At 73.8% G+C, this 20276-nt stretch carries 20 protein-coding genes; 10 read left to right on the top strand and 10 right to left on the bottom strand.

What is annotated here, in order from left to right; all coding sequences use genetic code 11:
• Nucleotides 1–41: 41 nt before the first annotated feature.
• On the bottom strand, nucleotides 42–1625 hold the full coding sequence (locus tag K8Z49_RS02440) for an ABC-F family ATP-binding cassette domain-containing protein (protein ID WP_412517529.1): 1584 nt from the start codon (nucleotides 1623–1625) through the stop codon (nucleotides 42–44).
• A gap of 73 nt (nucleotides 1626–1698) precedes the next feature.
• On the opposite strand from K8Z49_RS02440, the gene K8Z49_RS02435 reads away from it, so the two are divergent.
• Nucleotides 1699–2364, top strand: coding sequence for a TetR/AcrR family transcriptional regulator (locus K8Z49_RS02435; protein WP_235206433.1), 666 nt, complete (start codon nucleotides 1699–1701; stop codon nucleotides 2362–2364).
• On the opposite strand, the gene K8Z49_RS02430 is transcribed toward K8Z49_RS02435, so the two are convergent.
• The 6 genes from K8Z49_RS02430 to K8Z49_RS02405 all read right to left on the bottom strand — a co-directional run bounded on the left by K8Z49_RS02430 (nucleotide 2351) and on the right by K8Z49_RS02405 (nucleotide 9194).
• The gene (locus K8Z49_RS02430; protein ID WP_412517528.1) at nucleotides 2351–4708 is read right to left on the bottom strand and encodes a penicillin acylase family protein; all 2358 of its coding nucleotides are present in this window, start codon (nucleotides 4706–4708) and stop codon (nucleotides 2351–2353) included. The genes K8Z49_RS02435 and K8Z49_RS02430 overlap by 14 nt on opposite strands.
• A 78-nt stretch (nucleotides 4709–4786) precedes the next feature.
• A complete protein-coding gene (locus K8Z49_RS02425) occupies nucleotides 4787–5539 on the bottom strand; it encodes an amino acid ABC transporter ATP-binding protein (protein ID WP_033332065.1) in 753 nt (250 codons plus the stop codon).
• A gap of 26 nt (nucleotides 5540–5565) precedes the next feature.
• Complete coding sequence (locus K8Z49_RS02420; protein ID WP_021595024.1) at nucleotides 5566–6504, bottom strand: amino acid ABC transporter permease; 939 nt, start codon at nucleotides 6502–6504, stop codon at nucleotides 5566–5568.
• Nucleotides 6505–6511: 7 nt separating this feature from the next.
• On the bottom strand, nucleotides 6512–7453 hold the full coding sequence (locus tag K8Z49_RS02415; RefSeq protein ID WP_021595025.1) for an ABC transporter substrate-binding protein: 942 nt from the start codon (nucleotides 7451–7453) through the stop codon (nucleotides 6512–6514).
• Nucleotides 7450–8259, bottom strand: a complete 810-nt coding sequence (locus K8Z49_RS02410) for a nitrilase-related carbon-nitrogen hydrolase (protein ID WP_021595026.1) — start codon at nucleotides 8257–8259, stop codon at nucleotides 7450–7452. The genes K8Z49_RS02415 and K8Z49_RS02410 overlap by 4 nt, the downstream gene beginning before the upstream one ends.
• The gene (locus tag K8Z49_RS02405; RefSeq protein ID WP_024935480.1) at nucleotides 8256–9194 is read right to left on the bottom strand and encodes a hypothetical protein; all 939 of its coding nucleotides are present in this window, start codon (nucleotides 9192–9194) and stop codon (nucleotides 8256–8258) included. The genes K8Z49_RS02410 and K8Z49_RS02405 overlap by 4 nt, the downstream gene beginning before the upstream one ends.
• Nucleotides 9195–9323: 129 nt before the next feature.
• Here K8Z49_RS02405 and K8Z49_RS02400 point away from each other — a divergent pair, with 129 nt between their 5' ends.
• Nucleotides 9324–10658: an aminotransferase class I/II-fold pyridoxal phosphate-dependent enzyme gene (locus K8Z49_RS02400; RefSeq protein WP_412517527.1), complete on the top strand. Its 1335-nt coding sequence runs from the start codon at nucleotides 9324–9326 to the stop codon at nucleotides 10656–10658.
• On the opposite strand, the gene K8Z49_RS02395 is transcribed toward K8Z49_RS02400, so the two are convergent.
• Genes K8Z49_RS02395 through K8Z49_RS02385 form a run of 3 tightly spaced genes read right to left on the bottom strand, consistent with a single transcriptional unit; the run spans nucleotide 10655 to nucleotide 12941 of the window.
• The gene (locus K8Z49_RS02395) at nucleotides 10655–11098 is read right to left on the bottom strand and encodes an NUDIX domain-containing protein (protein ID WP_412517526.1); all 444 of its coding nucleotides are present in this window, start codon (nucleotides 11096–11098) and stop codon (nucleotides 10655–10657) included. The two genes, K8Z49_RS02400 and K8Z49_RS02395, sit on opposite strands and share 4 nt — an antisense overlap.
• On the bottom strand, nucleotides 11095–11733 hold the full coding sequence (locus tag K8Z49_RS02390; RefSeq protein WP_075024438.1) for a response regulator transcription factor: 639 nt from the start codon (nucleotides 11731–11733) through the stop codon (nucleotides 11095–11097). Before K8Z49_RS02390 ends, K8Z49_RS02395 begins: the two co-directional genes overlap by 4 nt.
• Nucleotides 11721–12941, bottom strand: coding sequence for a sensor histidine kinase (locus K8Z49_RS02385; protein WP_412517525.1), 1221 nt, complete (start codon nucleotides 12939–12941; stop codon nucleotides 11721–11723). The genes K8Z49_RS02390 and K8Z49_RS02385 overlap by 13 nt, the downstream gene beginning before the upstream one ends.
• 172 nt (nucleotides 12942–13113) lie before the next feature.
• On the opposite strand from K8Z49_RS02385, the gene K8Z49_RS02380 reads away from it, so the two are divergent.
• From K8Z49_RS02380 to K8Z49_RS02345, 8 genes are all read left to right on the top strand, one after another.
• Nucleotides 13114–13860, top strand: a complete 747-nt coding sequence (locus tag K8Z49_RS02380) for an ABC transporter ATP-binding protein (protein ID WP_111833633.1) — start codon at nucleotides 13114–13116, stop codon at nucleotides 13858–13860.
• Nucleotides 13857–16283, top strand: coding sequence for an FtsX-like permease family protein (locus K8Z49_RS02375; RefSeq protein ID WP_412517524.1), 2427 nt, complete (start codon nucleotides 13857–13859; stop codon nucleotides 16281–16283). Before K8Z49_RS02380 ends, K8Z49_RS02375 begins: the two co-directional genes overlap by 4 nt.
• Before the next feature lie 14 nt (nucleotides 16284–16297).
• A complete protein-coding gene (locus K8Z49_RS02370) occupies nucleotides 16298–16468 on the top strand; it encodes a hypothetical protein (protein WP_021600329.1) in 171 nt (56 codons plus the stop codon).
• Nucleotides 16469–16579: 111 nt separating this feature from the next.
• Entirely contained in the window at nucleotides 16580–17416 is an 837-nt protein-coding gene (locus tag K8Z49_RS02365) for a DUF4253 domain-containing protein (protein WP_075024440.1), read from the top strand.
• A gap of 191 nt (nucleotides 17417–17607) precedes the next feature.
• Entirely contained in the window at nucleotides 17608–18441 is an 834-nt protein-coding gene (locus K8Z49_RS02360) for an STAS domain-containing protein (protein ID WP_021600206.1), read from the top strand.
• Entirely contained in the window at nucleotides 18441–18827 is a 387-nt protein-coding gene (locus K8Z49_RS02355) for an STAS domain-containing protein (protein WP_412517523.1), read from the top strand. Before K8Z49_RS02360 ends, K8Z49_RS02355 begins: the two co-directional genes overlap by 1 nt.
• Entirely contained in the window at nucleotides 18824–19234 is a 411-nt protein-coding gene (locus tag K8Z49_RS02350; RefSeq protein WP_021600208.1) for an anti-sigma regulatory factor, read from the top strand. The genes K8Z49_RS02355 and K8Z49_RS02350 overlap by 4 nt, the downstream gene beginning before the upstream one ends.
• A complete protein-coding gene (locus tag K8Z49_RS02345; RefSeq protein ID WP_412517522.1) occupies nucleotides 19222–20274 on the top strand; it encodes an ATP-binding protein in 1053 nt (350 codons plus the stop codon). The genes K8Z49_RS02350 and K8Z49_RS02345 overlap by 13 nt, the downstream gene beginning before the upstream one ends.
• The last annotated feature ends 2 nt before the right edge of the window (nucleotides 20275–20276 follow it).

Here is a 20276-nt window from a genome sequence, read left to right as displayed (position 1 = left end):
ATGATCAAATACCCGTCCCGCCCCGGGCTATCACGGCCCGGTCATGGCTCCGTCCAGAGCGGGGCGGCGGACTCCAGGACAAGGCCGGCCGACGTGAAGATCAGGTAGCGGTCGAAGTCCGCGGCGAACCAGCGGTCGTGGGTGACGGCGAGGACGGTCCCCGAATAGGACGCCAGGCCCTCCTGCAGTGCCTCGGCGCTGGCGAGGTCGAGGTTGTCGGTGGGCTCGTCCAGCAGCAGCAGCGTCGCGCCGGACAGTTCCAGCAGCAGGATCTGGAGCCGGGCCTGCTGGCCTCCCGAGAGCGTCTCGAACGCGCGGGCGCCGGCGGGGGCCAGCTCGTAGCGGGCGAGCGCCGCCATCGCGTCGTTGCGGGTGAGCGCCTTCTCCGCCATGACGATGTCCGCGGGTGTGCGTCCGCGCAGGTCGGGGCGCGTGTGGGTCTGGACGAAGTGGCCGGGCACCACGCGGGCGCCCAGGTGGAAGGCGCCGCTGTGCGGGACGGGCTCTCCTGCGAGGAGGCGCAGGAACGTCGATTTGCCCGAGCCGTTCGATCCCAGTACCGCGACGCGTTCGCCGTACCAGATCTCCGTGTCGAAGGGCCGCGTCAGCTCGGCCAGTGCGAGCGAGTCGCAGACGACCGCTCGTTTGCCCGTGCGCCCGCCCTTCAGGCGGATCCTCACGTTCTGTTCCTTCGGGGCGCTCTGCGGGGGTCCTGCCTCTTCGAACCGTTGCAGCCGGGTGCGGGCGGCCTGGTAGGACGAGGCGAGCGCGTCGTTGTTGGTCGCGCGCTGCCGGAGCGTATGGACGAGCCGCTTGAGACGAGCATGTTCCTCGTCCCAGCGGCGGCGCAGTTCGTGGAGGCGTTCGGTGCGTTCACGGCGCGCCTGGGCGTAGCCCGCGAATCCACCGCCGTGCACCCAGACGTCGCGCGACTCCACGGTGACGATGCGGTCGGCCGTCTCGGCGAGCAGCCACCGGTCATGGGACACCAGCAGGACGGTCTTCCCCGTGGCGCGCAGTCTCCCGGCCAGCCACTCCTTGCCCGGCACGTCGAGGTAGTTGTCGGGCTCGTCCAGGAGGAGCACCTCGTCCGGGCCGCGCAGCAGCGCCTCCAGGACCAGGCGCTTCTGCTCGCCGCCGGAGAGGGTGGTCACTCCGCGGGCCTTCACCTCGTCGAACGGCAGCCCCAGCGCGGCCGTCGTGCAGGTGTCCCAGACGACCTCGATGTCGTATCCGCCCGCGTCCGTGTAGGCGGTGATGGCCTCCGCGTAGGCGAGCTGGCTGCGCTCGTCGTCCCCCACGTCCCGCTCGGCCCGCGCCAGCTCGTCCGCCGCGGTCCGCACGCGTTCGGGCGCGACCGAGAGCAGCAGCTCGCCGACGGTGCGGTCATCGCGGATACCGCCGATGAACTGGCGCATCACGCCCAGGCCGCCGGTGCGGGCCACGGACCCGTCCGAGGGCCGGACGTCCCCCGCGATCAAGCGCAGGAGCGTCGTCTTCCCCGCGCCGTTCGGGCCGACGAGCGCCGCCTTGGCGCCCTCACCGACGCGGAAGGAGACGTCGTCCAGCAGGAGGCGCCCGTCGGGCAGCGCGTAGGTCAGGCGGCTCACTTCGACATGCCCCACGGGACCTCCCTCGCACAATGTTCGATAACCAGATCATTGATCCGGTACTCGTCCAATGTACTACCCTGGGTCCGTGAACGAGAGCGTGTGGTTGCGCGAAGGCCGTCCCCGGCGGGAGGCGCCGCCGCTGACGCGGGAGCGCATCGTCGCCGAGGCCGTGGCGCTGCTGGACGAGGAGGGCGCCGGACGGCTGACGATGCGCCGGCTCGCCGAACGCCTGGACACCGGGTCGACCACCCTGTACTGGCACGTCGAGACCAAGGACGACGTGGTGGAACTGGCGCTCGACGCCGTCTTCGGCGACGTCCCCGTCCCCGCGCCGGGACCGGACTGGCGCGCCGATGTGGTCGCGCTGATGTCGGGCTGGCGGCGCGCGATGCTCGGCCATCCGTGGTCGGCGGCGGTCCTCGGCGGGCGCCCGCTCCTCGGCCCGAACGTCCTCGCCCGGACCGACTTCCTCTACGCGAGGCTCGCCGGCCTGGGGCTGAGCGGCGCGCGCCTGGCCACCGCCGCGTACTCGGTGGCCAACTACGTCATCGGCTCAGCGCTGATGGAGGTCGGCGCCCGCGGTCAGGACGCCGGCGGGGAGCAGGGCGCCGCAGAGTACCTCGCCCGCAACCGCGAGCTGTATCCGAGCCTCGCCGAACACGGCCATCTCAACGACGACGGCTGGGACGCCGCGTTCACCGAGGGGCTGAACTGCCTTCTCGACGGTCTCGGCCGGCTCAGTTCCCGCTGAGACCGATGACGTCCAGCCCGGGAGCCTTGCTGATCTCATCGGCGCAGAAGCGTTCGGTCACCCATGCCTTCCTTGAGAACAGGCGGGTCTGGTCGGCGTAGTGCGGGGAGGTGGGGTCGGCCGACTGGGAGTAGGTCAGCAGCGTCCGGGTGTCGGGGCAGGCGTCGCCGTCGAAGGAGACGACCTGGACGTAGCTGGAGCCGGTCGTGACCTCGGTGTAGCCCTTCCCCGGCGTCCACGGCGCCTCGATCTTGTTGAGGATGCCGAGGTCCTCCGTGCCGCCGCCGAGCGGGATCCGCTCACCGTTGCGGACGACGTACTGGTGGTCGCCCAGCGGAGCGTCGAGCGGCATGCCGGACGACTTCAGCTCGGCGACGGCGTCCAGGAGGGCCTTGCGCGCCGCCCAGGAACCGGTGTTGAAGTCGCGGGGCGTGCCGACCGGGTCGGACGCGTCGAAGGGGGTCTTCCACAGGTCCCAGGCGTCGGTGGCCCTGCGCCAGTAGCGGTCGAAGAGCAGGGCTCCGCGGCTGCCGGCGTCGGCCGTCCCGTCCCACTTGGCGAGGATGTCGCACGGCTCGCCGAGGCGCATGTCGCGGCACATGGCCACCGTGCCGGACGCCGCGAGCTCGCCCGCGTGGTTCCGGTCGGCGAAGACGAGGCTCTGCATATCGGCGCGCGTGAAGCGGCCCTCGGCGAGCTGGCCCCGGACGGCGACCAGGCCGCTGCGAGTGCGGAGCGAGCGGGCGGCCTTCTCGTCGCCGATGATCCGGTCGTAGCCGGTGAGCGGTTCGCCCGGATTCGACAGCCAGTAGCTGTCGTTGGAGTTGGTGACGTAGTCGGCGCGGGTCAGCACCGGGTAGCGGCCGGGGTCGAGGATGCCCGGCTGGACGGTGCCCGGGGCCCTGCCGGGGGCGCAGGACGATCTGGTCCCGTCCAGGATCGCCAGGCCGCCCTGCCGGAACGTCAGGTGGCCGAGCAGGGTGTTGCAGCGGTCCGCGAACTCGTCGGTGACGTTCGGCAGGACCTGGATCTGGGCGAAGAGCGCCTTGCCGCGCGAGTCGGCGGCGATGGTGTTCACCCACGGCAGCCCCTGGGTCCCCTTCAGCGCGCGGACGGCGTCATCGGTGGTGCGCGCCTTGCCCAGCGCGAGCGAGGTGTTGGCGAGGCGCAGGTTCGTGGCGTTCGGATCTGTGATCGCGTAGGCGTTCCAGGTCGTCCAGGGCAGGTCGATGGACGACACGGACGTGACGATCGGTCCGTACCGCGTGCGCCACTGCGTGGTGGTGACGGGCTTGAGCGAGCCGTCGGGCTGCTTGGCCTGGACGGTGACCCGTTGCCGGGTCATCTTCTCCCTCTTGCCGTCGACGAGGTAGGACGTCGGGTCGCCCGGTACCAGGCGCAGTTCGGTGAGCGTGAAGGGGACGCCCGTCGCGACGGTGTGGCTCCAGGCGAACGTCGAGGTGTGGCCGATGTTGACCGAGGGCGCGCCGAGGAGGGCGGCGCCGCTCACGTCCAGCTCGCCGGGGATCGTCTGGTGCGTCTGCCAGAAGCGGCGCCCGTTGTGCCAGGGATAGTGCGGGTTGCCGAGGAGGAGGCCCCGGCCGTTCGCCGTGGCGCCGCCGCCCACGGCGATGGCGTTGCTGCCCATGCCGGCGTCCGCCATGAGGTTCCGGGCCCCCTCGGCGGCCTTCTCAGGCGGCTGCGTCGAGGGCTTCACCGCGTTCTCAGCGGGCGGCTCGGCCCTGGTGATCTGGTCGGTCACCATGCCCGAGCCGCCGAGCATCGCCAGCGCGTAGCCGCGGCGGTAGACGTCCTTTTCGGTGACCGGCCGCAGCCACCGGGCTCCCTCGCAGGCCGGGTCGGTGATCTTGCCCTCCCGCAGGAACCGGTTGAAGCCCGCCGCCCAGCCCCGGCTGAGCCGCCGCACGTCCTCGGTGGGTCCGTACGGGGCGGGCGCCGCCGCCAGCCGCTCGACGATCCCGCTGTCGTTGACGGCGGTGAAGAACGCGTCGCTGGCCAGGTTGGTGGACGCCGAGGACAGCGACCCGTCCGGCCGCTCCGAGGGCCCGAAGTACCTGGAGCGTTCCCCGCGCAGGGTGACGACGCCCTGCGCGATGAGGCACGCGTTGTCCTTCGCCGCCGCGTACCCGGTGCCGTACCCGAGACCGGCATAGTCCTTGGCGGTGATGTGCGGGATGCCGTACTCGGTGTAGCGGATCGTCGCGGACATGCCTCGTCCGCCGACGGTCGCGGCGGACGCTGCACCTGGGGTCAGGAGGGCGACGGGGATCAGCAGGGCGGCGGCCAGGGCGGCTCCCGCCACCGGCGATGCGGTGCGCGGCATCGGGGCTCCTTGATCACAGAGGCCCCGCAAAGCTGACATATGCCAGCGGTCCTGGCAAGGTCCGGTCCCGGTCAGGGCCTAGAGGACCTTGCTCAGGAACGCCTTCGTCCGCTCGTTGGTGGGGTTGTCCAGGATGTCGGAGGGACGGCCCGACTCGACGATCACGCCGCCGTCCATGAAGACGACGCGGTCGGCGACCTCGCGGGCGAAGCCGATCTCGTGCGTGACGACGATCATGGTGAGGCCCTCCTCGGCGAGGGTCTTCATGGTGTCCAGGACGTCCCCGACCAGCTCGGGATCCAGCGCCGAGGTCGGCTCGTCGAACAGCATCAGCTTCGGCCGCATGGCGAGGGCGCGGGCGATCGCGACGCGCTGCTGCTGGCCGCCGGACAGGTGCCGGGGGTAGCTGCCCGACTTGTCGGCGAGGCCGACCTTGGCGAGCAGCTCGCCGGCCCGCGCCCGGGCCTCGGCGCGAGGCTCGCCGCGCACGCCGGTGGGCGCCTCGATCACGTTCTGCAGCACGGTCAGGTGCGGGAACAGGTTGAACTGCTGGAACACCATGCCGATCTCGCGGCGCTGCCGGGTGATGGCGCGCTTGCGCAGGTGCCGGACCCTGCCGCCGGCGGCGGTGAAGCCGATCAGCTCGCCGTCGACGTGGACGGAGCCCCCGTCGATGGTCTCCAGGTGGTTCACGCAGCGCAGGAACGTCGACTTGCCCGACCCGGACGGCCCGAGCACCACCACGACCTCGCCCGGGCTCACGTCGAGGTCGACGCCCTTCAGCACCTCCAGGTGCCCGAACTTCTTGCGGACGTTGCGCGCCCGCACCATCGGCACGGACTCCTTCACAGCGGCGGTCACGGCGACACCTCCGGGGCGGGGCGGCGGCGCCGCATCAGGACGAAGTCCCAGAAGCCCTGCCGGGCGTTGCGGGTCGCGCCGCGCGAGTAGTGGTGCTCGATGAACGACTGCCCGACGTACAGGATCGAGGTGATCACCAGGTACCAGAGGCAGGCGACGAGCAGCAGCGGGATGGTCTGGAACGTCCGGTTGTAGATCGACTGGACGGTGTAGAGCAGGTCGGCGAGCGCGATCACGCTGACCAGCGAGGTGGCCTTCAGCATGTTGATCACCTGGCTGCCGGTTGGCGGGATGATGAACCGCATCGCCTGCGGCAGCACGATCCGCCGGAAGGTGCGGGCGCCGCCCATGCCGAGCGCCTGCGCCGCCTCGGTCTGGCCGGGGTCGACGGCCAGCAGGCCACCGCGGATGATCTCCGCCATGTAGGCGGCCTCGTTCAGGCCGAGGCCGAGGATGGCCGCGATCAGCGGGGTGATGAGGTGGTTGGTGTCGCCGTGCAGGAACTCCGGCCCGAACGGGATGCCGACCGAAAGCCGCGGCATGAGCGCCGACAGGTTGTACCAGATGACGAGCTGCACGAGGACGGGCACGCCGCGGAAGAACCACACGTACAGGCCGCAGGCGGTGCGCAGGAGCGGGTTGTCGGACAGCCGCCCGACCGCGAGCAGGACGCCGCCCGCGATCCCGACCGCCATCGCGATGACGGTCAGCTCGATCGTGATGGCTATGCCGTCGCCGATGATCGAGGCGTTCATGTAGCGGCCGACGACGTCCCACTGGAAGTTGTCGTTGGTCCACAGCAGGTGCGCGAACTGGACGGCCAGGACGAGCACGACGAGCGAGGCGACCCACCGCAGTGGGTGCCGGACGTGGGCGGCGCCCGCCACGTCGACGTCGGCGACGGTGTCGCGGGACTGCTCCTTGGTCAGGGTCACGTCCGGTTCACCCCTCTCTGGGCGCCAGGTTCACGCCCGGCTTGTCGAGCATGTTGGAGGCCAGGCCCCACTTGGTCATGACCTTCTTGTAGGTGCCGTTCTCGATGAGCTTGCGGAACCCTTCGAGGAGAACGTCCCGTAGCGGCGAGTCCTTGGCGACCACCGAGCCCTGGTACAGGTCGTCGAACCCGTTGGGCTTGCCGGTCCCGGCCAGTTCGAGGTCGTCGCCCGACTGCTTGACGAAGTAGCTGAGCGGCGCCTGCGAGGAGAAGAACCCGTCGGCCCGGTGCGACCGGACCGCGAGGATCGCGGTCGGCTGGTCCTTGTAGGACTGCACCTCCACGGCGGGCTTGCCCTCCTGGACGCACTTGGCGGACTGCTTCTTGACGACGTCCTCGGCCGAGCCGCCCGCCATCACGGAGATCTTCGTCCCGCACGTGTCGGTGATCGAGTTGATGTGCTTGGGGTTGCCCTTCAGGACGGCGAACACGACGAACTCGCGGACCCAGTCGACGAAGTCGTTGGCGGCCTCGCGCTCGGGGAAGTCGCCGACCGGGCCCATCGCGAAGTCGTACCGGCCGGCCTTGATCCCGGTGAGCAGGCTGGGCAGCCCGTCCACGGTGACGTGCTCGATCTTGACGCCGAGCAGCTGGCTCAGCGCCGTCGTCAGGTCGGCGGACGCGCCGCTCAGCGACCGCCCGTCCGAACCCGCGATCTCGTAGGGCGGGAACGACCCGTTGTTGACCGACACCAGCCTGCCCGACGCCTTGGTCTTCGCGGGCAGCCGGTCGTGCAGCCCGCGGTCGAGGGTCTGGCGGAGCTGGGCCTCGTCGACGCCCTGCGACGACTTGCCGTTCAGGATGCCCTCCGCCTCCGGCGGGTTCGCCCCGCACGCGGCGGTCCCCGCGAGCAGGGCCGCCGCGGACAGGGCGGCGATGGCGCGTCTCATGCGGACTCCTCTACGGGACGGATGGACGGGTCGACGCGGAACCGGCGGTTGGCGAGCACGGGCAGCCGACCGCGGGCGTCGGCGAGCTCGTCCCGGTCGGCGATGGCCCAGAGCAGGCCGGGACGCTCGCCCAGCCGGTCGCGGACGATGCCGAGCGGGTCGACGACCATGCTCGATCCGATGTTGCGGCGGCCGCACTCGCCGGAGGCCGCGACGTAGCAGGTGTTCTCCAGCGCGCGGGCGGTCACCATGACCTGCCAGTGCCATTCCTTGGCGGGGCCGCGCACCCAGGCCGCCGGCACGGCGAGCACCTGCGCCCCCGCGTCGACCAGCAGCCTGGCCATCTCCGGGAATCGTACGTCGTAGCAGGTCATGAGTCCGACGCGCCAGCCGGCGCAGTCGAGGACGACGGGCTCGCCGTCGCCGGGCGTCACCCGGTCCGACTCGCGCGCCCCGAACGCGTCGTACAGGTGCACCTTGCGGTAGACGGCGGCCAGCTCGCCGTCCCGGACGGCGACGAGGGTGTTGAAGACCTTGCCGTCCCCGGCCGGTTCGTGGACGCCGGCGACGACCGTCGTCCGCGAACCCTCGGTGTGGGCGCGCAGGCCGGTCACGAACGGGCCGTCCAGCGGCTGCGCCGCCCCGGCGATCCGCTCCGGCTCGTCGATGAACAGGGCGAGGGAGTCCTCGGGGAGGACCAGCAGATCCGCCCCGCCCTCGACCGCCTCGTCGATCAGCCCCATGCAGGTCTTGAGATTGGTCTGCCAGTCCTCGGTGGAGGCGAACTGGCCCACGGCGATCCTCATCCGAAGAGCTCCTCGGCCTTGATCGGGCGGGGCGCGATGCCCTGCTCGTGCAGTTCCGCGCAGAACGCGGAGGTCATGGCGGCGTTGGCCGCGGTCCCGTAGGGCATCCAGTCGGGACCGAAGATCCGCGCCTGCCGCTCCAGCTCGTCCAGGAGCCAGGGCGTGGTGTCGGCGAGCAGCCGCCGGCGCTCCAGCCACATCCGCTTGGACTCCTCGAACGCGTCCTGGAGCGATTCGGGGAGCCAGGGGTGCTCGTCCACGACCTCGCGCTTGAGGGCGAGGAGGTGGATCCCGGGGACGAAGCCCGTCCGGCCGAAGTACGCCGCCTCGGCGCCGCGGTAGTCCCCGTACAGGTGGCGGAACCGGCCGCGGGCGGTGAACATCTCCGGCGGCATGAACGGCGTGAAGATCGCGTCGAACGTCCCGTCGGCGAGCCCGTCGACGAGGGCGGTCTCCGCGACCCGTGCGTTGCCGGGCAGCGGGCGGGGGCCGACGCGGTCCTTGCCGGTCTCGCCGGTCGTCAGGGGTCCGATCCGCCACTGGACGGCGGACAGGTCGACGCCCTCGGCCCGCAGCAGCGCCCGCGTCCAGGTGTTGCCGGAGTCGGGCCAGCCGGTGAGGCCGATCGTCGCGCCCGCGAGCTCCCGCGGCGAGGTGAGCGGGCTGTCCCGGCGGACCAGCACGCAGCGCTGCCGGAAGCCGCGCATCAGGAAGACCGGCAGGCCGACGAGGCGGTCGTCGCCGCCGGCGCGGCCGAGGGCGTACCGGCTGAAGGACGTCTCGCCGCCGTGCAGGCCCGGCTCGGCGAGGACGTCGGGGGTGATGTCCCGGGTCTCGATCTCCAGGGCCGCCCCGCGGGCGCGCGCCCGGCCGGTCAGCAGCGGGACGACATGGTCCCAGTCCCGCACCGCCAGGCGTATCCGTGGAATCGGCACGACGCTCCATTTCCGCATGTGGGAGGGGTTTCGAAGGCGCCTCGGGGGCGACGCGTCCCGACTCTAGGGTCTGTTTGTAGCCAGTACAATGGGGCTTTTGTTACTGCACAAAACTTGGTGGAGGGGTTCGTGATCGACGCGCCATGGCTGGCCGAGCGCATCGGCGACCGGACGGCCCGGGGCATCGCCGCCGCGCTGACGAGCCTGATCCGCAGCGGGGAGATCCCGGCGGGCACCCGGCTGCCGACCGTCCGGGGCCTCGCGGCCGAGCTCGGGGTCAGCCCCGGCACCGTCGCCGACGCCTGGACGACGCTGCGCCGGCACCGCGTCGTCAGCGCGCAGCGGCGCCGCGGCACGGTGGTGATCGGCCCGCCCAACGTCCCGCATCCGGCCCGGTACGAGCGGATCGGCGAGTTCGGCACCCGGCTCGCGATCGACCTCGCCGTCGCCGCGCCCGACCCGGCCCTGCTGCCGCCCCTCGACGCGGCGCTCGCCGCCGGCGCGCGCACCGCGAACCTGAACGACTACACCCGCGAGACGATCACGCCCGCGCTGCGCGCGGCGGTCGAGCCCGGCTGGCCGTTCCCCGCACCCGGCCTGCTGACCGCCGGAGGCGGCTACGAGGGCGTCCAGCTCCTCTGCCAGACGGTCGCCGTCCCCGGTGACCGGATCGCCGTCGAGGACCCGACCGGCGCCCGCCTGCTGGACATCCTGGAGGCGCAGGGAGCGGAGATCGTCCCGGTCGCCTGCGACGCCGAGGGCCCCGTGCCGGACTCCCTCGCCGAGGCCCTCGCGTCCAGGCCCGCGGCGTTCGTCTACCAGCCGCGCGCGCACACCCCCCGCGGGCACGCGCTGACCGCCGGCCGCGCCGCCGACCTCGCCGCGCTCCTCGCCCGCGTCACCACGCTCGTGATCGAGGACGACGGCACCGGCGAGGTGTCCGCCTCCCCCGCCGTCAGCGTCGGGACGCACCTGCCGCAGCGCACCGTCCTCGTCCGCTCGTACTCCAAGTCGCACGGGCCCGACCTGCGCATCGCCGTGATCGGCGGCGCGGCCGAGCCGGTCGAGCGGGTCCGGGTGCTGCGCAGCTTCGGCACCGGCTGGACGAGCCGCATCCTGCAGGACGCCCTGGCGTACCTGCTGGCCGACGCGGCCACCCGCGAGGTCGTCGCCCATGCCCGCCGCACCTACGCCGAGCGCCGCGACGCGCTGGCCTCCGCGCTCGCCGAACGCGGCGTCGCGACCGGCAACCGCGACGGCCTGATGCTGTGGGTTCCCGTCGCGGACGAGTCCGGCGCCCTGGTCACGCTGGCCGCGCACGGTGTCGCCGCCGCGCCGGGCAGCCGCTACCAGGTCGTCCCGTCCGCGCCGCACCTGCGGATCGCGACGAGCCGCCTGCACGACACCCCGATCCCGATCCCGGAGCTGGCCGACCTGATCGCGCTGGCCGCCCGCCCCAGCTAGGGAAGGAGGCCGGGCAGGTCGTCCGCGTACTCGCTCAGGTAGGCGGCGAGGGTCTCGGGGATGAGGTCGATCTCCGCGAGACCGGCGGGCGTGCACGGGACGAGGTCGACGTCGTAGCGGCCCTTGGCCGGGTCGTCGAACTCGGGGCCGTGCCTGCGGGACAGGTCCATCGTCTCCAGGCGGCACACGTAGAAGGTGTTCAGGCGGTGCACTTCGGGGCTCTGCTCGCCGCACGCGAACACCTGGCGGAGCGGCCCCGCGGTCGCACCGAGCTCCTCGTCCAGCTCCCGGCGCAGGGCGGCCTCCGGGCTCGCGTCGGTGGGCTCGATCTTGCCGCCCGGCGTCGTCCAGTAGACGGGACGGTCCGGACGGGTGCGGCGCAGCAGCACCAGCGCGTCGCCGTCCAGGAGGAGGGCGCGGACGGCCCGGCGGACCCTCATGGGTTCAGGTAGGCGAGGACCGCGAGGACGCGGCGGTGCCCGCTGTCGGACGGCGGCAGCCCGAGCTTGGCGAAGATCGCGCCGATGTGCTTGCTGACCGACCGCTCGGTGATGACGAGGGTGGTCGCGATCGTGGCGTTGCCGAGGCCCTGCGCCATCAGACCGAGCACCTCGTGCTCGCGCGGGGTGAGCGCCTGGAGGGGGTCGTGGCGCGACGTCATCAGCTGGGAGACGACCTCGGGGTCGAGGGCGGTGCCGCCCGCGGCGACGCGGGACAGGGCGTCCAGGAACTCGTCGACGCGGCTGACGCGGTCCTTGAGAAGGTATCCGACGCCGCCGGCGCCGCCCGCGAGCAGCTCGGCGGCGTAGGTCTCCTCGACGTACTGCGACAGGACCAGGACCGGCAGGTCCGGCAGCCTCTTGCGGGCCTCGATCGCCGCGCGCAGCCCCTCGTCCCGGAACCCGGGCGGGAGCCGGACGTCGAGGACGGCGGCGTCCGGGCGGTGCTCCAGCAGCGCGGGCAGCACGTCCTGCCCGGTGGCGGCGGCCGCGACGACCTCGTGGCCGTCGGATTCGAGCAGCATGACGAGGCCCTCGCGGAGCAGGGCGTTGTCCTCCGCGATCACGATCCGCACGGCAGCTCCACCTCGAGCGTCGTCCCTTCCCCGTCGGGGCTGTCGAGGCGGGTCGTCCCGTCGAGCGCCGCCACCCGGCGGCGGATGCCCGCGAGGCCGCTGCCGCGGTCCGGGTCCGCCCCGCCCTTGCCATCATCCCGCACGCTGATCGTCAGCCGGCCGGGTTCGCGGCGGACCGCGACCCGGCCGTGCCGGGCGCCGCTGTGCTTGGCGATGTTGGTGAGGGCCTCGGCCACGACGAAGTAGGCGGCGGCCTCGACGGCGGCGGGCGCCCGGCCGTCCTCGACGTCCATCTCGACGGGGATCGGCTGCCCGGCGGCGAGCGCGCGCAGCGCCCCGGCCAGGCCCCGGTCGGACAGGATCGGCGGGTAGATGCCGCGGATCACCGTCCGCAGCTGGGTGAGCGCCTCCTCGATGCCCTCCCGGGCCTCCAGGAACAGCGCCCGCGCGGCCTCCGGGTCGCCGTCGAAGCGGCGGTCGGCGAGCCCGAGCCGCAACGCGGCGGCGACGAGCTGGGCCTGCGTGCCGTCGTGCAGGTCGCGCTCGATGCGGCGCAGCTCGGCGCCGTGCGCCTCCAGGGCCTCGGCGCGGGTCTCGGTCAGCTCCTCGACCCGCTCGGCGAGGCTCGTGCGGCGGGTCGGGGACAGCAGGGCCTCGGCGAGCCGCGCCTGCCAGCGGACGAGCCGCGGCACCAGCCACAGCAGGACGGCGAGATCGAAGGCGCCCTGGAGGAAGGGCATCGTCAGCGCCTTCGGCCAGCTGTCCAGCGTGATGAACGCCGACTGGGAGCCCTCCGGCGCCGCCCACCACCACAGGGGCAGCGACAGCGTGAACGGGATCGACGGCCAGATCCCCACCGCGATCATCGCCGTCCCGAGGGCGGTGACGCCGTGGAGCGCCAGCCAGGCCACGTCCCGCCAGGTGGACGGCGACCGCAGCAGCCGGCGCGCCTCGGCCAGGCCCTCCCCACGGGATGGCGGGTACGGCTCGGGGATCTCGCGCCCCAGGACGCGGCCGGCGCGGCGCCGCTCCGCGCTCGCCAGCGCCCGCAGCGGCTTCACGGCCGACGGAAGCGAGGGCAGGGCGATCGGAAGCAGCGCCAGGACGGCCGCCAGCGGGACGAGCCCGGCCAGCGCGGGGAGGCCGGTGCGCAGCGCGCGCACCAGCTCCGCGGTCGCGTCCGCGCTGCGTCTCAGAGCCCCGTCCATGTCACCTCGCAGGACACCGTAAGGGACGCCGGGGCACCGCGCACCCGGGCCTGCACCCATGCCGTGGTGTAGCCCGCTACACCACCGATTCGGTAGTGCGGTGCAATGTGCCCGGCCCCCTCCGGAACCTAGGTTCGTCCAGGTGAGAGGTGGCGTCCCCCGGAGGGAAGACATGACGACGATGACGGCCGGGGCCCCGGCGCCGGCGACGGTCCTGGACGCGGTCAGCCTGGACGCGGTCAGCAAGACCTACGGCGAGGTGCGGGCGCTGGACGGCGTCACCCGCACGTTCCCGCGCGGCGGGTTCACCGCCGTGATGGGGCCGTCCGGGTCGGGCAAGAGCACGTTCCTGCACTGCGCGTCCGGGCTCGACCGCCCGACCGCCGGCACCGTCCGGATCGGCGGCGTCGAGCTCGGCCGACTGGGCGAGGCGAAGCGGACCCGGCTGCGCCGGGAGCGGATCGGGTTCGTCTTCCAGGCGTTCAACCTGATCCCGTCCATGGACGTCGAGCAGAACATCACGCTCCCGCTGCGGCTCGGCGGCGCCGAGGCGGACCCGGCCTGGCTCGGCGAGGTCGTCGCGCGGGTCGGGCTCGCGGACCGGCTCCGGCACCGGCCGTCGGAGCTGTCGGGCGGGCAGCAGCAGCGCGCCGCGCTCGCCCGCGCGCTGATCACCCGTCCGGAGGTCGTGTTCGCGGACGAGCCGACCGGGGCGCTCGACCCGCGCACGGCCCGCGACGTCATGCGAATGCTGCGCGAGGCGGTGGACCTGACCGGCCAGACCGTCGTGCTGGTCACGCACGACCCGATGGCGGCCGCGTGGGCCGACTCGGTCGTCTTCCTCAGCCGCGGCCGGATCGTGGACGAGCTGGCCGCCCCGACCGTGTCCGCCGTCATGGCCCGCTGGGAGACGCTGTGAAGGGCAGGGGGCCGTCCGCCGGGATCTTCGTGGCGCTGGCGTTCGCGGCGGCGCTCGTCGGGGCGTGCGGGGTCCTGCTGGAGTCGGCGCTGCGGGCGCACGCCCCGGTCGAGCGGTTCGGTGCCGCCACGGCGATCGTGACAGGGCCGCAGAGCGTCGAGGACCGGATGAAGCGGTTCGGTGACGAGCCGGAGGAACAGAGCCGCCCTTTGACCGAGCGCGCGCCGGTCCCTCTCGCGGTCGCGGCGAAGCTGCGCGCCGTCCCGGGGGTGCGGGCCGTGGTGGCGGACGTCTCCTTCCCCGTCCTGCTCTCCACCGGCCGGACCGTGACCGGCCACGGCTGGGAGTCGGCGGCCCTGCGTCCCTACAGCCTCAGCGCGGGCCGCGCGCCACAGGCACCTGACGAGGTGGTGCTGAGCGCCTCCACCGGCGTCAGGCCGGGCGACCCGGTCCGGGTGCAGGCCGGCGGGACGCCCCGCCCGTACCGGGTGTCCGGGCTCGTCGCGGACGGTCCCGGCGCGGCCTTCTTCACCACGGCGACCGCCGCCGCCCTCGGCGGGCACCCGGGCCGGGCCGACGCCCTCGCGGTCGTCGGCGACGCGGACGGGGACGCGCTCCGCGCGGCCGCCCCGGGGCTCACCGTCGCGACCGGGGCGGCGCGCGGCGACGCCGAGGACCCGGCCGTGGCCGCGGCGCGCCCCGGCATCGTGGAGCTGGCCGCCTCGTTCGGCGGCCTGGCCGTGCTGACCGCGCTCGTGGTCCTCGGCGGACTGATCGTCCTGTCGGTGCGGGAGCGGGGCCGCGAGCTCGCACTGCTCCGGGCGGTCGGGGCGACGCCGGGCCAGGTCCGGGGCGCGGTCGTGCGGGAGACGACGCGCATCGCCGTCCCGGCCGCGCTGACCGGCGGCGCGCTGTCCCTCGCGCTCGGCGCGGGGATGCACGCCGCGATGGTCCGCAAGGGCGTGCTGCCGGACGGGTTCGGGCTGTCGCTCAGCCCGCTGCCCGCGCTGGCCGCGGTCGCGACCGCGGTCCTCGCCGCCGCCGTGACCTCGCTCGTGGCCGCGCTGCGGGTGTCGCGGATCCGCCCGGTGGAGGCGCTCGGCGAGACCGCGGCCGAGCCCGGCGGCCTGCCCCGGTGGCGCGTCGTCACCGGCGTGGTGTTCCTCGTCATCGGCCTGAACGCCCTCGGCTTCTCGGCCGGTGCGACCGGGCCCGCCGCGAACGCCTCGCTCGGCGGCCTCGTCATCTCCCTGATCATCGCGACGGCCTTCCTCGGCCCCCTGCTGGCCCGGTTCGGCAACCGGGTCCTCGGGCGGGCCGCCCGGACCGTCGCCCCGGTGTCCGGGCGGATGGCCCAGCACGCCGCCGGCGCCGCCGCGCTGCGCGCCGGGTCGCTGATCACGCCGGTCGCCCTGGCCGTCGCCTTCGCGGGCGTCCAGCTGTTCGCGCAGTCCACGGTCGCGCACGCCGCGCGGGTGCAGGCGGAAGAGGGCCTTCGCGCCGACCGGGTCGTGGTGTCGTCCGGCCCCGGCCTCCCGCACGGGGTCGCCGAGGCGGTGCGCCGCGTCCCCGGCGTGACGGCCGCGACGCCGGTCAGGCGCACCGGCGTCGTCATGGCGGTCAAGGAGCTGGGCGAGAAGAACCTCCGTTCGCTGGACGCCCGCGGCATCGGCCCGGACGCCGCGGCGACCATGGACCCCGACGTCTCCTCGGGCCGGCTCGCCGACCTGCGCGGGAACGCGGTCGCGCTCAGCCGGGACGTGGCGGGCGGCTTCGACGTCGGCGACACGGCGGCGCTGTGGCTCGCCGACGGAACGCGCGTCCGCGCCCGCGTGGTGGCGGTCTACGGCCGGGGCTTCGGCTTCGGCGACGTGCTGCTCCCGCGCGACCTGGTCGCCGCGCACTCGTCGGCTCCGCTCGACGACCATGTCCTCGTCCGCGGAGACGCGGACCTGACGGCCGTCACCGCCGCCTACGCCGGCGTCCGGGTGGTCTCCCCCGCCACGTTCCGGACGGGCCTCTCGCAGGAGATCAGGCTGCAGGGGTTCGTCGGCCGCGTGATCGTCGCGGCGATCACCGGGTTCATCCTCATCGGGCTCGTCACGACGCTCGCGGTGGCCACGGCGGCGCGGCGGCGCGAGTTCGCCCTGCTGCGGCTGGTCGGCGCGACCCGCCGGCAGGTGCTGCGGATGCTGCGGCTGGAGGCCGCGATCGTGCTCGGCACCGGCATCGCGGCCGGGACGCTCATCGCGGCCGTGACGCTGCTGACCTTCGCGGCGGCCGTCACCGGCCTCCCGCTCCCCTCGGTCCCGCCGCTGACCTGCGCGGCCGTCCTGCTCGGCACGGCGGGCCCCGCCGCCGCCGCGATCCTCCTGCCGGCGCGGGCGGTCCTGCGCCGGCGCACCTCCCCCTCCCTCTCCTGAAAGGAGACGTCATCATGACCAACTCCACCCGCTGGACCCTGTTCGCGATCCTCATCGCCGTCAACGTCATCTCCAACGTGGTCCTCGGCGACGCCTGGCTGCAGATCGTCGTCAGCGCCGTGACCGGCGCCGCCGTCGTCGCGGTGCTGATCGACTACCTGCTCCGGGGGCGGCGCGAGCGCTGATCCCGCCCCGCCCCGGCCGCCCGGGACGGACGAACCGCACGGCTCGTCCCCCGGGCGGCCCCGCCGCCGTTACGATCGCCACTGGCATGCTCTGTACCGGAACGGCGTGAAATGGATGATGTGGAGGTCCGGCACCTGCCGGGCGATCTGCCGCAGCTGTTCGACGGCGGCGCCGGGGACGGCGCGGCCGGGCGGACGCTGTCGGCGCCGCTGCCCGACGGGGACCTGATCTGGCCCGACCCCGGCTACCCGCAGCGGCAGTTCCTCATGCGGCCCGCCTTCTGGCTGAGCGACGACCCGGTCGGCGGGCAGGTGTGGGCCAGGTTCCGCGCCGAGCACCCGCGCTCGGGCCTGTGGCCCCTGCTGATGGACGAGACGGACCAGCCCTGGGCGGCCGGCCAGATCGCCCCCGAGCCGGTCGCCGAGGTCGGCAACTACCAGCCCCACGCGTTCATGTACGAGGTGTGGGCCGACTGGGCGGAGCAGGCGGACGGCGACCACGACGACCTCGCCCCGTTCGGCCGGCACTGCCCCGGGCCGGCCCCGGCGGGCGTCCCGGTCGACGACCCGGACGCCGTGGCCGACCGGCACGCCCGCGCGCTCGCCGCCCGCGGCCTGTCGCTCGGCCTGGTGGCGGTGGACCGGGGCGCCGACGCGCTCGCCGCCGTCGGCTGGCAGGGCGCTCTGAACCACAACGAGTGGACCGCGCCGCTCGCCGCCGTCCTGCGAGGCTGGGAGGACCGGTTCGGCGCGCGCGTCATCGGGCTCGGCTTCAACACGCTGGAGCTCAGCGTCGCCGCGCCCCCCGTCACCACCCGGCACGCCGTGCACGTCGCGGCCGAGCACTGGGCGTTCTGCCCGGACATCCTGTTCCAGGGCCCGGGGACGCTGGCCGGCTACGCCGAGGAGATCCGCGGCAAGACCAACTGGTCATTCTGGTGGGACTGACACCAAAGCCAAAAGGTGGTCATCTCACGTAAACGTCCAGGTCAGTACCGGTGGGACCCGCCGATTCCGCGGTTACCGTGGTGCGGGTGAGCACCGGGTGGCGCGGCCGGGACGACCCCCTCGAATGATGCGCGCGGGCGACCCCCGCCGAGCGGCCGCCGTCCGGACCGGGGCACGGAGGGAGCGCGGCGATGACCGACGGCTCGGGCGATGTACGGATCACGGAGCTGCTGCGCTCTTGGCGGGAGCCGGTGCTGGCCCGCTGGGTCGAGCTGGTGACCCCCGGCATCCGCGGCAGGCTCACCGAGCATGAGGTCCAGGCGGAGCTGGGCGAGTTGTACGGGCTGGTCGAGCGCTCCCTGGAGGGCGACGACGCGGCCTCGGGCGAGCTGCGGGCGACGCTGGCGGAGATCTCGCGCAGCCGGGCCCGGCAGGGGTTCAGCCCGCGCGAGACCGCGATCAGCGTGTTCGCGCTGAAGCAGGCGCTGTACGAGCAGATCAGGACCACCCGTGACCAGCGCGCCTACAGCGAGATCATCGACTTCTCGGCCTACGTCGACGAGCTCGGGCTGGCGACGTTCGAGACCTACGCGGCGGCGCGCGAGCAGGTCATCGCCGACCAGGCCGAGCAGCTGCTGGAGCTGTCGACGCCGGTGGTGAAGCTGTGGGACGGGGTGCTCGGGGTCCCGCTCGTCGGAACCCTCGACTCCGCGCGCACCCAGGTCGTGATGGAGACGCTGCTGCAGACCCTGGTGGACACCGGCTGCCGGTTCGCGGTGATCGACATCACCGGCGTGGCCGCCGTGGACACCGAGGTCGCCCAGCACCTGATGAAGACGGTGATGGCGGCCCGGCTGATGGGCACGCACTGCGTGATCTCGGGGATCCGGCCGCAGATCGCCCAGACGATCGTGACGCTCGGCATCGAGTTCGGCGACATCGTGACCAAGCCGACCCTGGCCGACGCGCTGGCGTACACGCTCGCGCTCCGCGGCGTGCGGGTGGTCGCCGGGCGGGAGGACTGATGGAACGGGTGCCGATCCTGAAGATCGGGGACGTCCTGCTCGTGTCGATCCAGACCGACCTGCAGGACCAGACCGTCATGGCACTGCAGGAGGACCTCGCCGCGCGGGTCTCCGGCACCGGCGCGCGCGGCGTCGTGATCGACATCACCGCGGTGGACATCGTCGACTCGTTCATCGGCCGGATGTTCGCCACCATCGCCGCCATGTCGCGGCTCATGGACGCCGAGACGGTGGTCGTCGGGATGCGCCCCGCGGTGGCGATCACGCTGGTGGAGCTCGGGCTGTCGCTGGGCGGGGTGCGCACCGCGCTGGACCTGGAGGAGGGCATGCGGCTGCTCGGCGCCGGGCCGCCGGGCGCCCGCACCGCCGCGGCGGGCGGCCCATGACCCTGCCGCCCGGCGGCGAGATGCCCATCGCCTCCAACGACGACGTCGTCCGCGTCCGGCACCTGGTCCGGTCGGCCGCCGCGGCGGCGGGGCTGTCCCTGGTCGACCAGACCAAGATCGTCACGGCGGCGAGCGAGCTGGCCCGCAACACCTACGCGCACGGCGGCGGCGGGACGATGCGGGTGGAGCAGGCCACCGGCGAGGGAGGCCGCCGGGGCGTGCGCGTCGTCTTCACCGACAAAGGGCCCGGCATCGCGGACGTGGACCAGGCGCTCAGCGAGGGATGGACGAGCGGGACGGGCCTCGGTCTCGGCCTCTCGGGCGCCCGCCGGCTGAGCGACGAGTTCAGCCTGTCGAGCGAGGTGGGGAAGGGCACCACGGTGACGGTGGCCAAATGGCTCCGCTGAACGGCGGCGGATGGACGACCAGCCCGCCGGCGGGCGACTCGCTGCTGGTGCGGGTGGAGGAGCCGAGCGCGGCGGCGGGCGTGCGGCGGCGGATCACCGCGTTCGCCGAGCGGCTCGGGTTCGGCGGGGAGCGCCTCGGCCAGGTCCAGCTCGCGGCGACCGAGGCGGCCACGAACCTCGCCAACCACGCGCGGCAGGGCGAGATGGTGGTGCGGATCGTCCGGTCCGGTGAGACCGCGCTGCTGGAGTTCGTCTGCGTGGACCGCGGGCCCGGCATCGCCGACGTGCCGGCCTCACGCGCGGACGGCTACTCGACCAGCGGCACCCTCGGGCTCGGGCTCGGGTCGATCGAGCGGCTCGCCGACCGCTGCGGGATGTTCTCGCTGCCCCGGACGGGCACGGTGCTGTACGCGCGGTTCCTGCCTCCGGGCACGCCCGCCGGGCGGGACGCCGCGGACCCGCCGTTCGCCGGCCTCACCGTGACGATCGAGGGCGAGGAGGTGTGCGGCGACGCGTACACGGCGCGCCTGGCCGGCGGCACGGTCCACGCGCTGCTCTGCGACGGCCTCGGGCACGGCCCGCTGGCCGCGCGGGCGGCGTGGGAGGCCGTCAGGGCGGCGCACGAGACCGCGCCGCCGGCCCGGCCCGGCGACGTCCTGCGCCACGTCCACCGGCGGATGTCGGCCACCCGGGGCGGCGCGGTCGGCGTCGTCTCCGTCGACCCGGCGGCCGGGCGGGTGCGGTTCGCGGGGATCGGGAACATCGGCGCGTGGATCGTCGGGCCGGAGCGCCGCACCGGGATGATCTCCGTCCCGGGGATCGCGGGCGTCCATGCCGACCGGATCCGGGAGCACTCCTACGACCTGCCGCCGGACGCGGCGGTGGTGCTGCACTCCGACGGCCTGACCGGCCGGTGGGACCTCGCCGACCAGCACGGCCGCCGCGACCCGATGCTGATCGCGGCGACCCTGCTGCGCGACGCCGGGGTGCGGCGCGACGACCGGTCGGTGCTCGCCGTCACCACGGCCGGATGGGAGTGACC

Source organism: Actinomadura madurae (genome assembly GCF_047130825.1).
Taxonomy (GTDB): Bacteria; Actinomycetota; Actinomycetes; order Streptosporangiales; family Streptosporangiaceae; genus Spirillospora; species Spirillospora madurae.
This window is presented reverse-complemented; position numbering and strand designations above follow the sequence as displayed.

Excerpts from the sequence above, each read along its gene's own strand:
- K8Z49_RS02360 (WP_021600206.1), top strand. The coding sequence starts at position 17,608 with ATGACCGACGGCTCGGGCGATGTACGGATCACGGAGCTGCTGCGCTCT.
- K8Z49_RS02365 (WP_075024440.1), top strand. The coding sequence starts at position 16,580 with ATGGATGATGTGGAGGTCCGGCACCTGCCGGGCGATCTGCCGCAGCTG.
- K8Z49_RS02355 (WP_412517523.1), top strand. The coding sequence starts at position 18,441 with ATGGAACGGGTGCCGATCCTGAAGATCGGGGACGTCCTGCTCGTGTCG.
- K8Z49_RS02415 (WP_021595025.1), bottom strand. The coding sequence starts at position 7,453 with ATGAGACGCGCCATCGCCGCCCTGTCCGCGGCGGCCCTGCTCGCGGGG.
- K8Z49_RS02345 (WP_412517522.1), top strand. The coding sequence starts at position 19,222 with ATGGCTCCGCTGAACGGCGGCGGATGGACGACCAGCCCGCCGGCGGGC.
- K8Z49_RS02370 (WP_021600329.1), top strand. The coding sequence starts at position 16,298 with ATGACCAACTCCACCCGCTGGACCCTGTTCGCGATCCTCATCGCCGTC.
- K8Z49_RS02430 (WP_412517528.1), bottom strand. The coding sequence starts at position 4,708 with ATGCCGCGCACCGCATCGCCGGTGGCGGGAGCCGCCCTGGCCGCCGCC.
- K8Z49_RS02410 (WP_021595026.1), bottom strand. The coding sequence starts at position 8,259 with ATGAGGATCGCCGTGGGCCAGTTCGCCTCCACCGAGGACTGGCAGACC.
- K8Z49_RS02395 (WP_412517526.1), bottom strand. The coding sequence starts at position 11,098 with ATGAGGGTCCGCCGGGCCGTCCGCGCCCTCCTCCTGGACGGCGACGCG.
- K8Z49_RS02350 (WP_021600208.1), top strand. The coding sequence starts at position 18,824 with ATGACCCTGCCGCCCGGCGGCGAGATGCCCATCGCCTCCAACGACGAC.
- K8Z49_RS02425 (WP_033332065.1), bottom strand. The coding sequence starts at position 5,539 with ATGGTGCGGGCGCGCAACGTCCGCAAGAAGTTCGGGCACCTGGAGGTG.
- K8Z49_RS02385 (WP_412517525.1), bottom strand. The coding sequence starts at position 12,941 with ATGGACGGGGCTCTGAGACGCAGCGCGGACGCGACCGCGGAGCTGGTG.
- K8Z49_RS02380 (WP_111833633.1), top strand. The coding sequence starts at position 13,114 with ATGACGACGATGACGGCCGGGGCCCCGGCGCCGGCGACGGTCCTGGAC.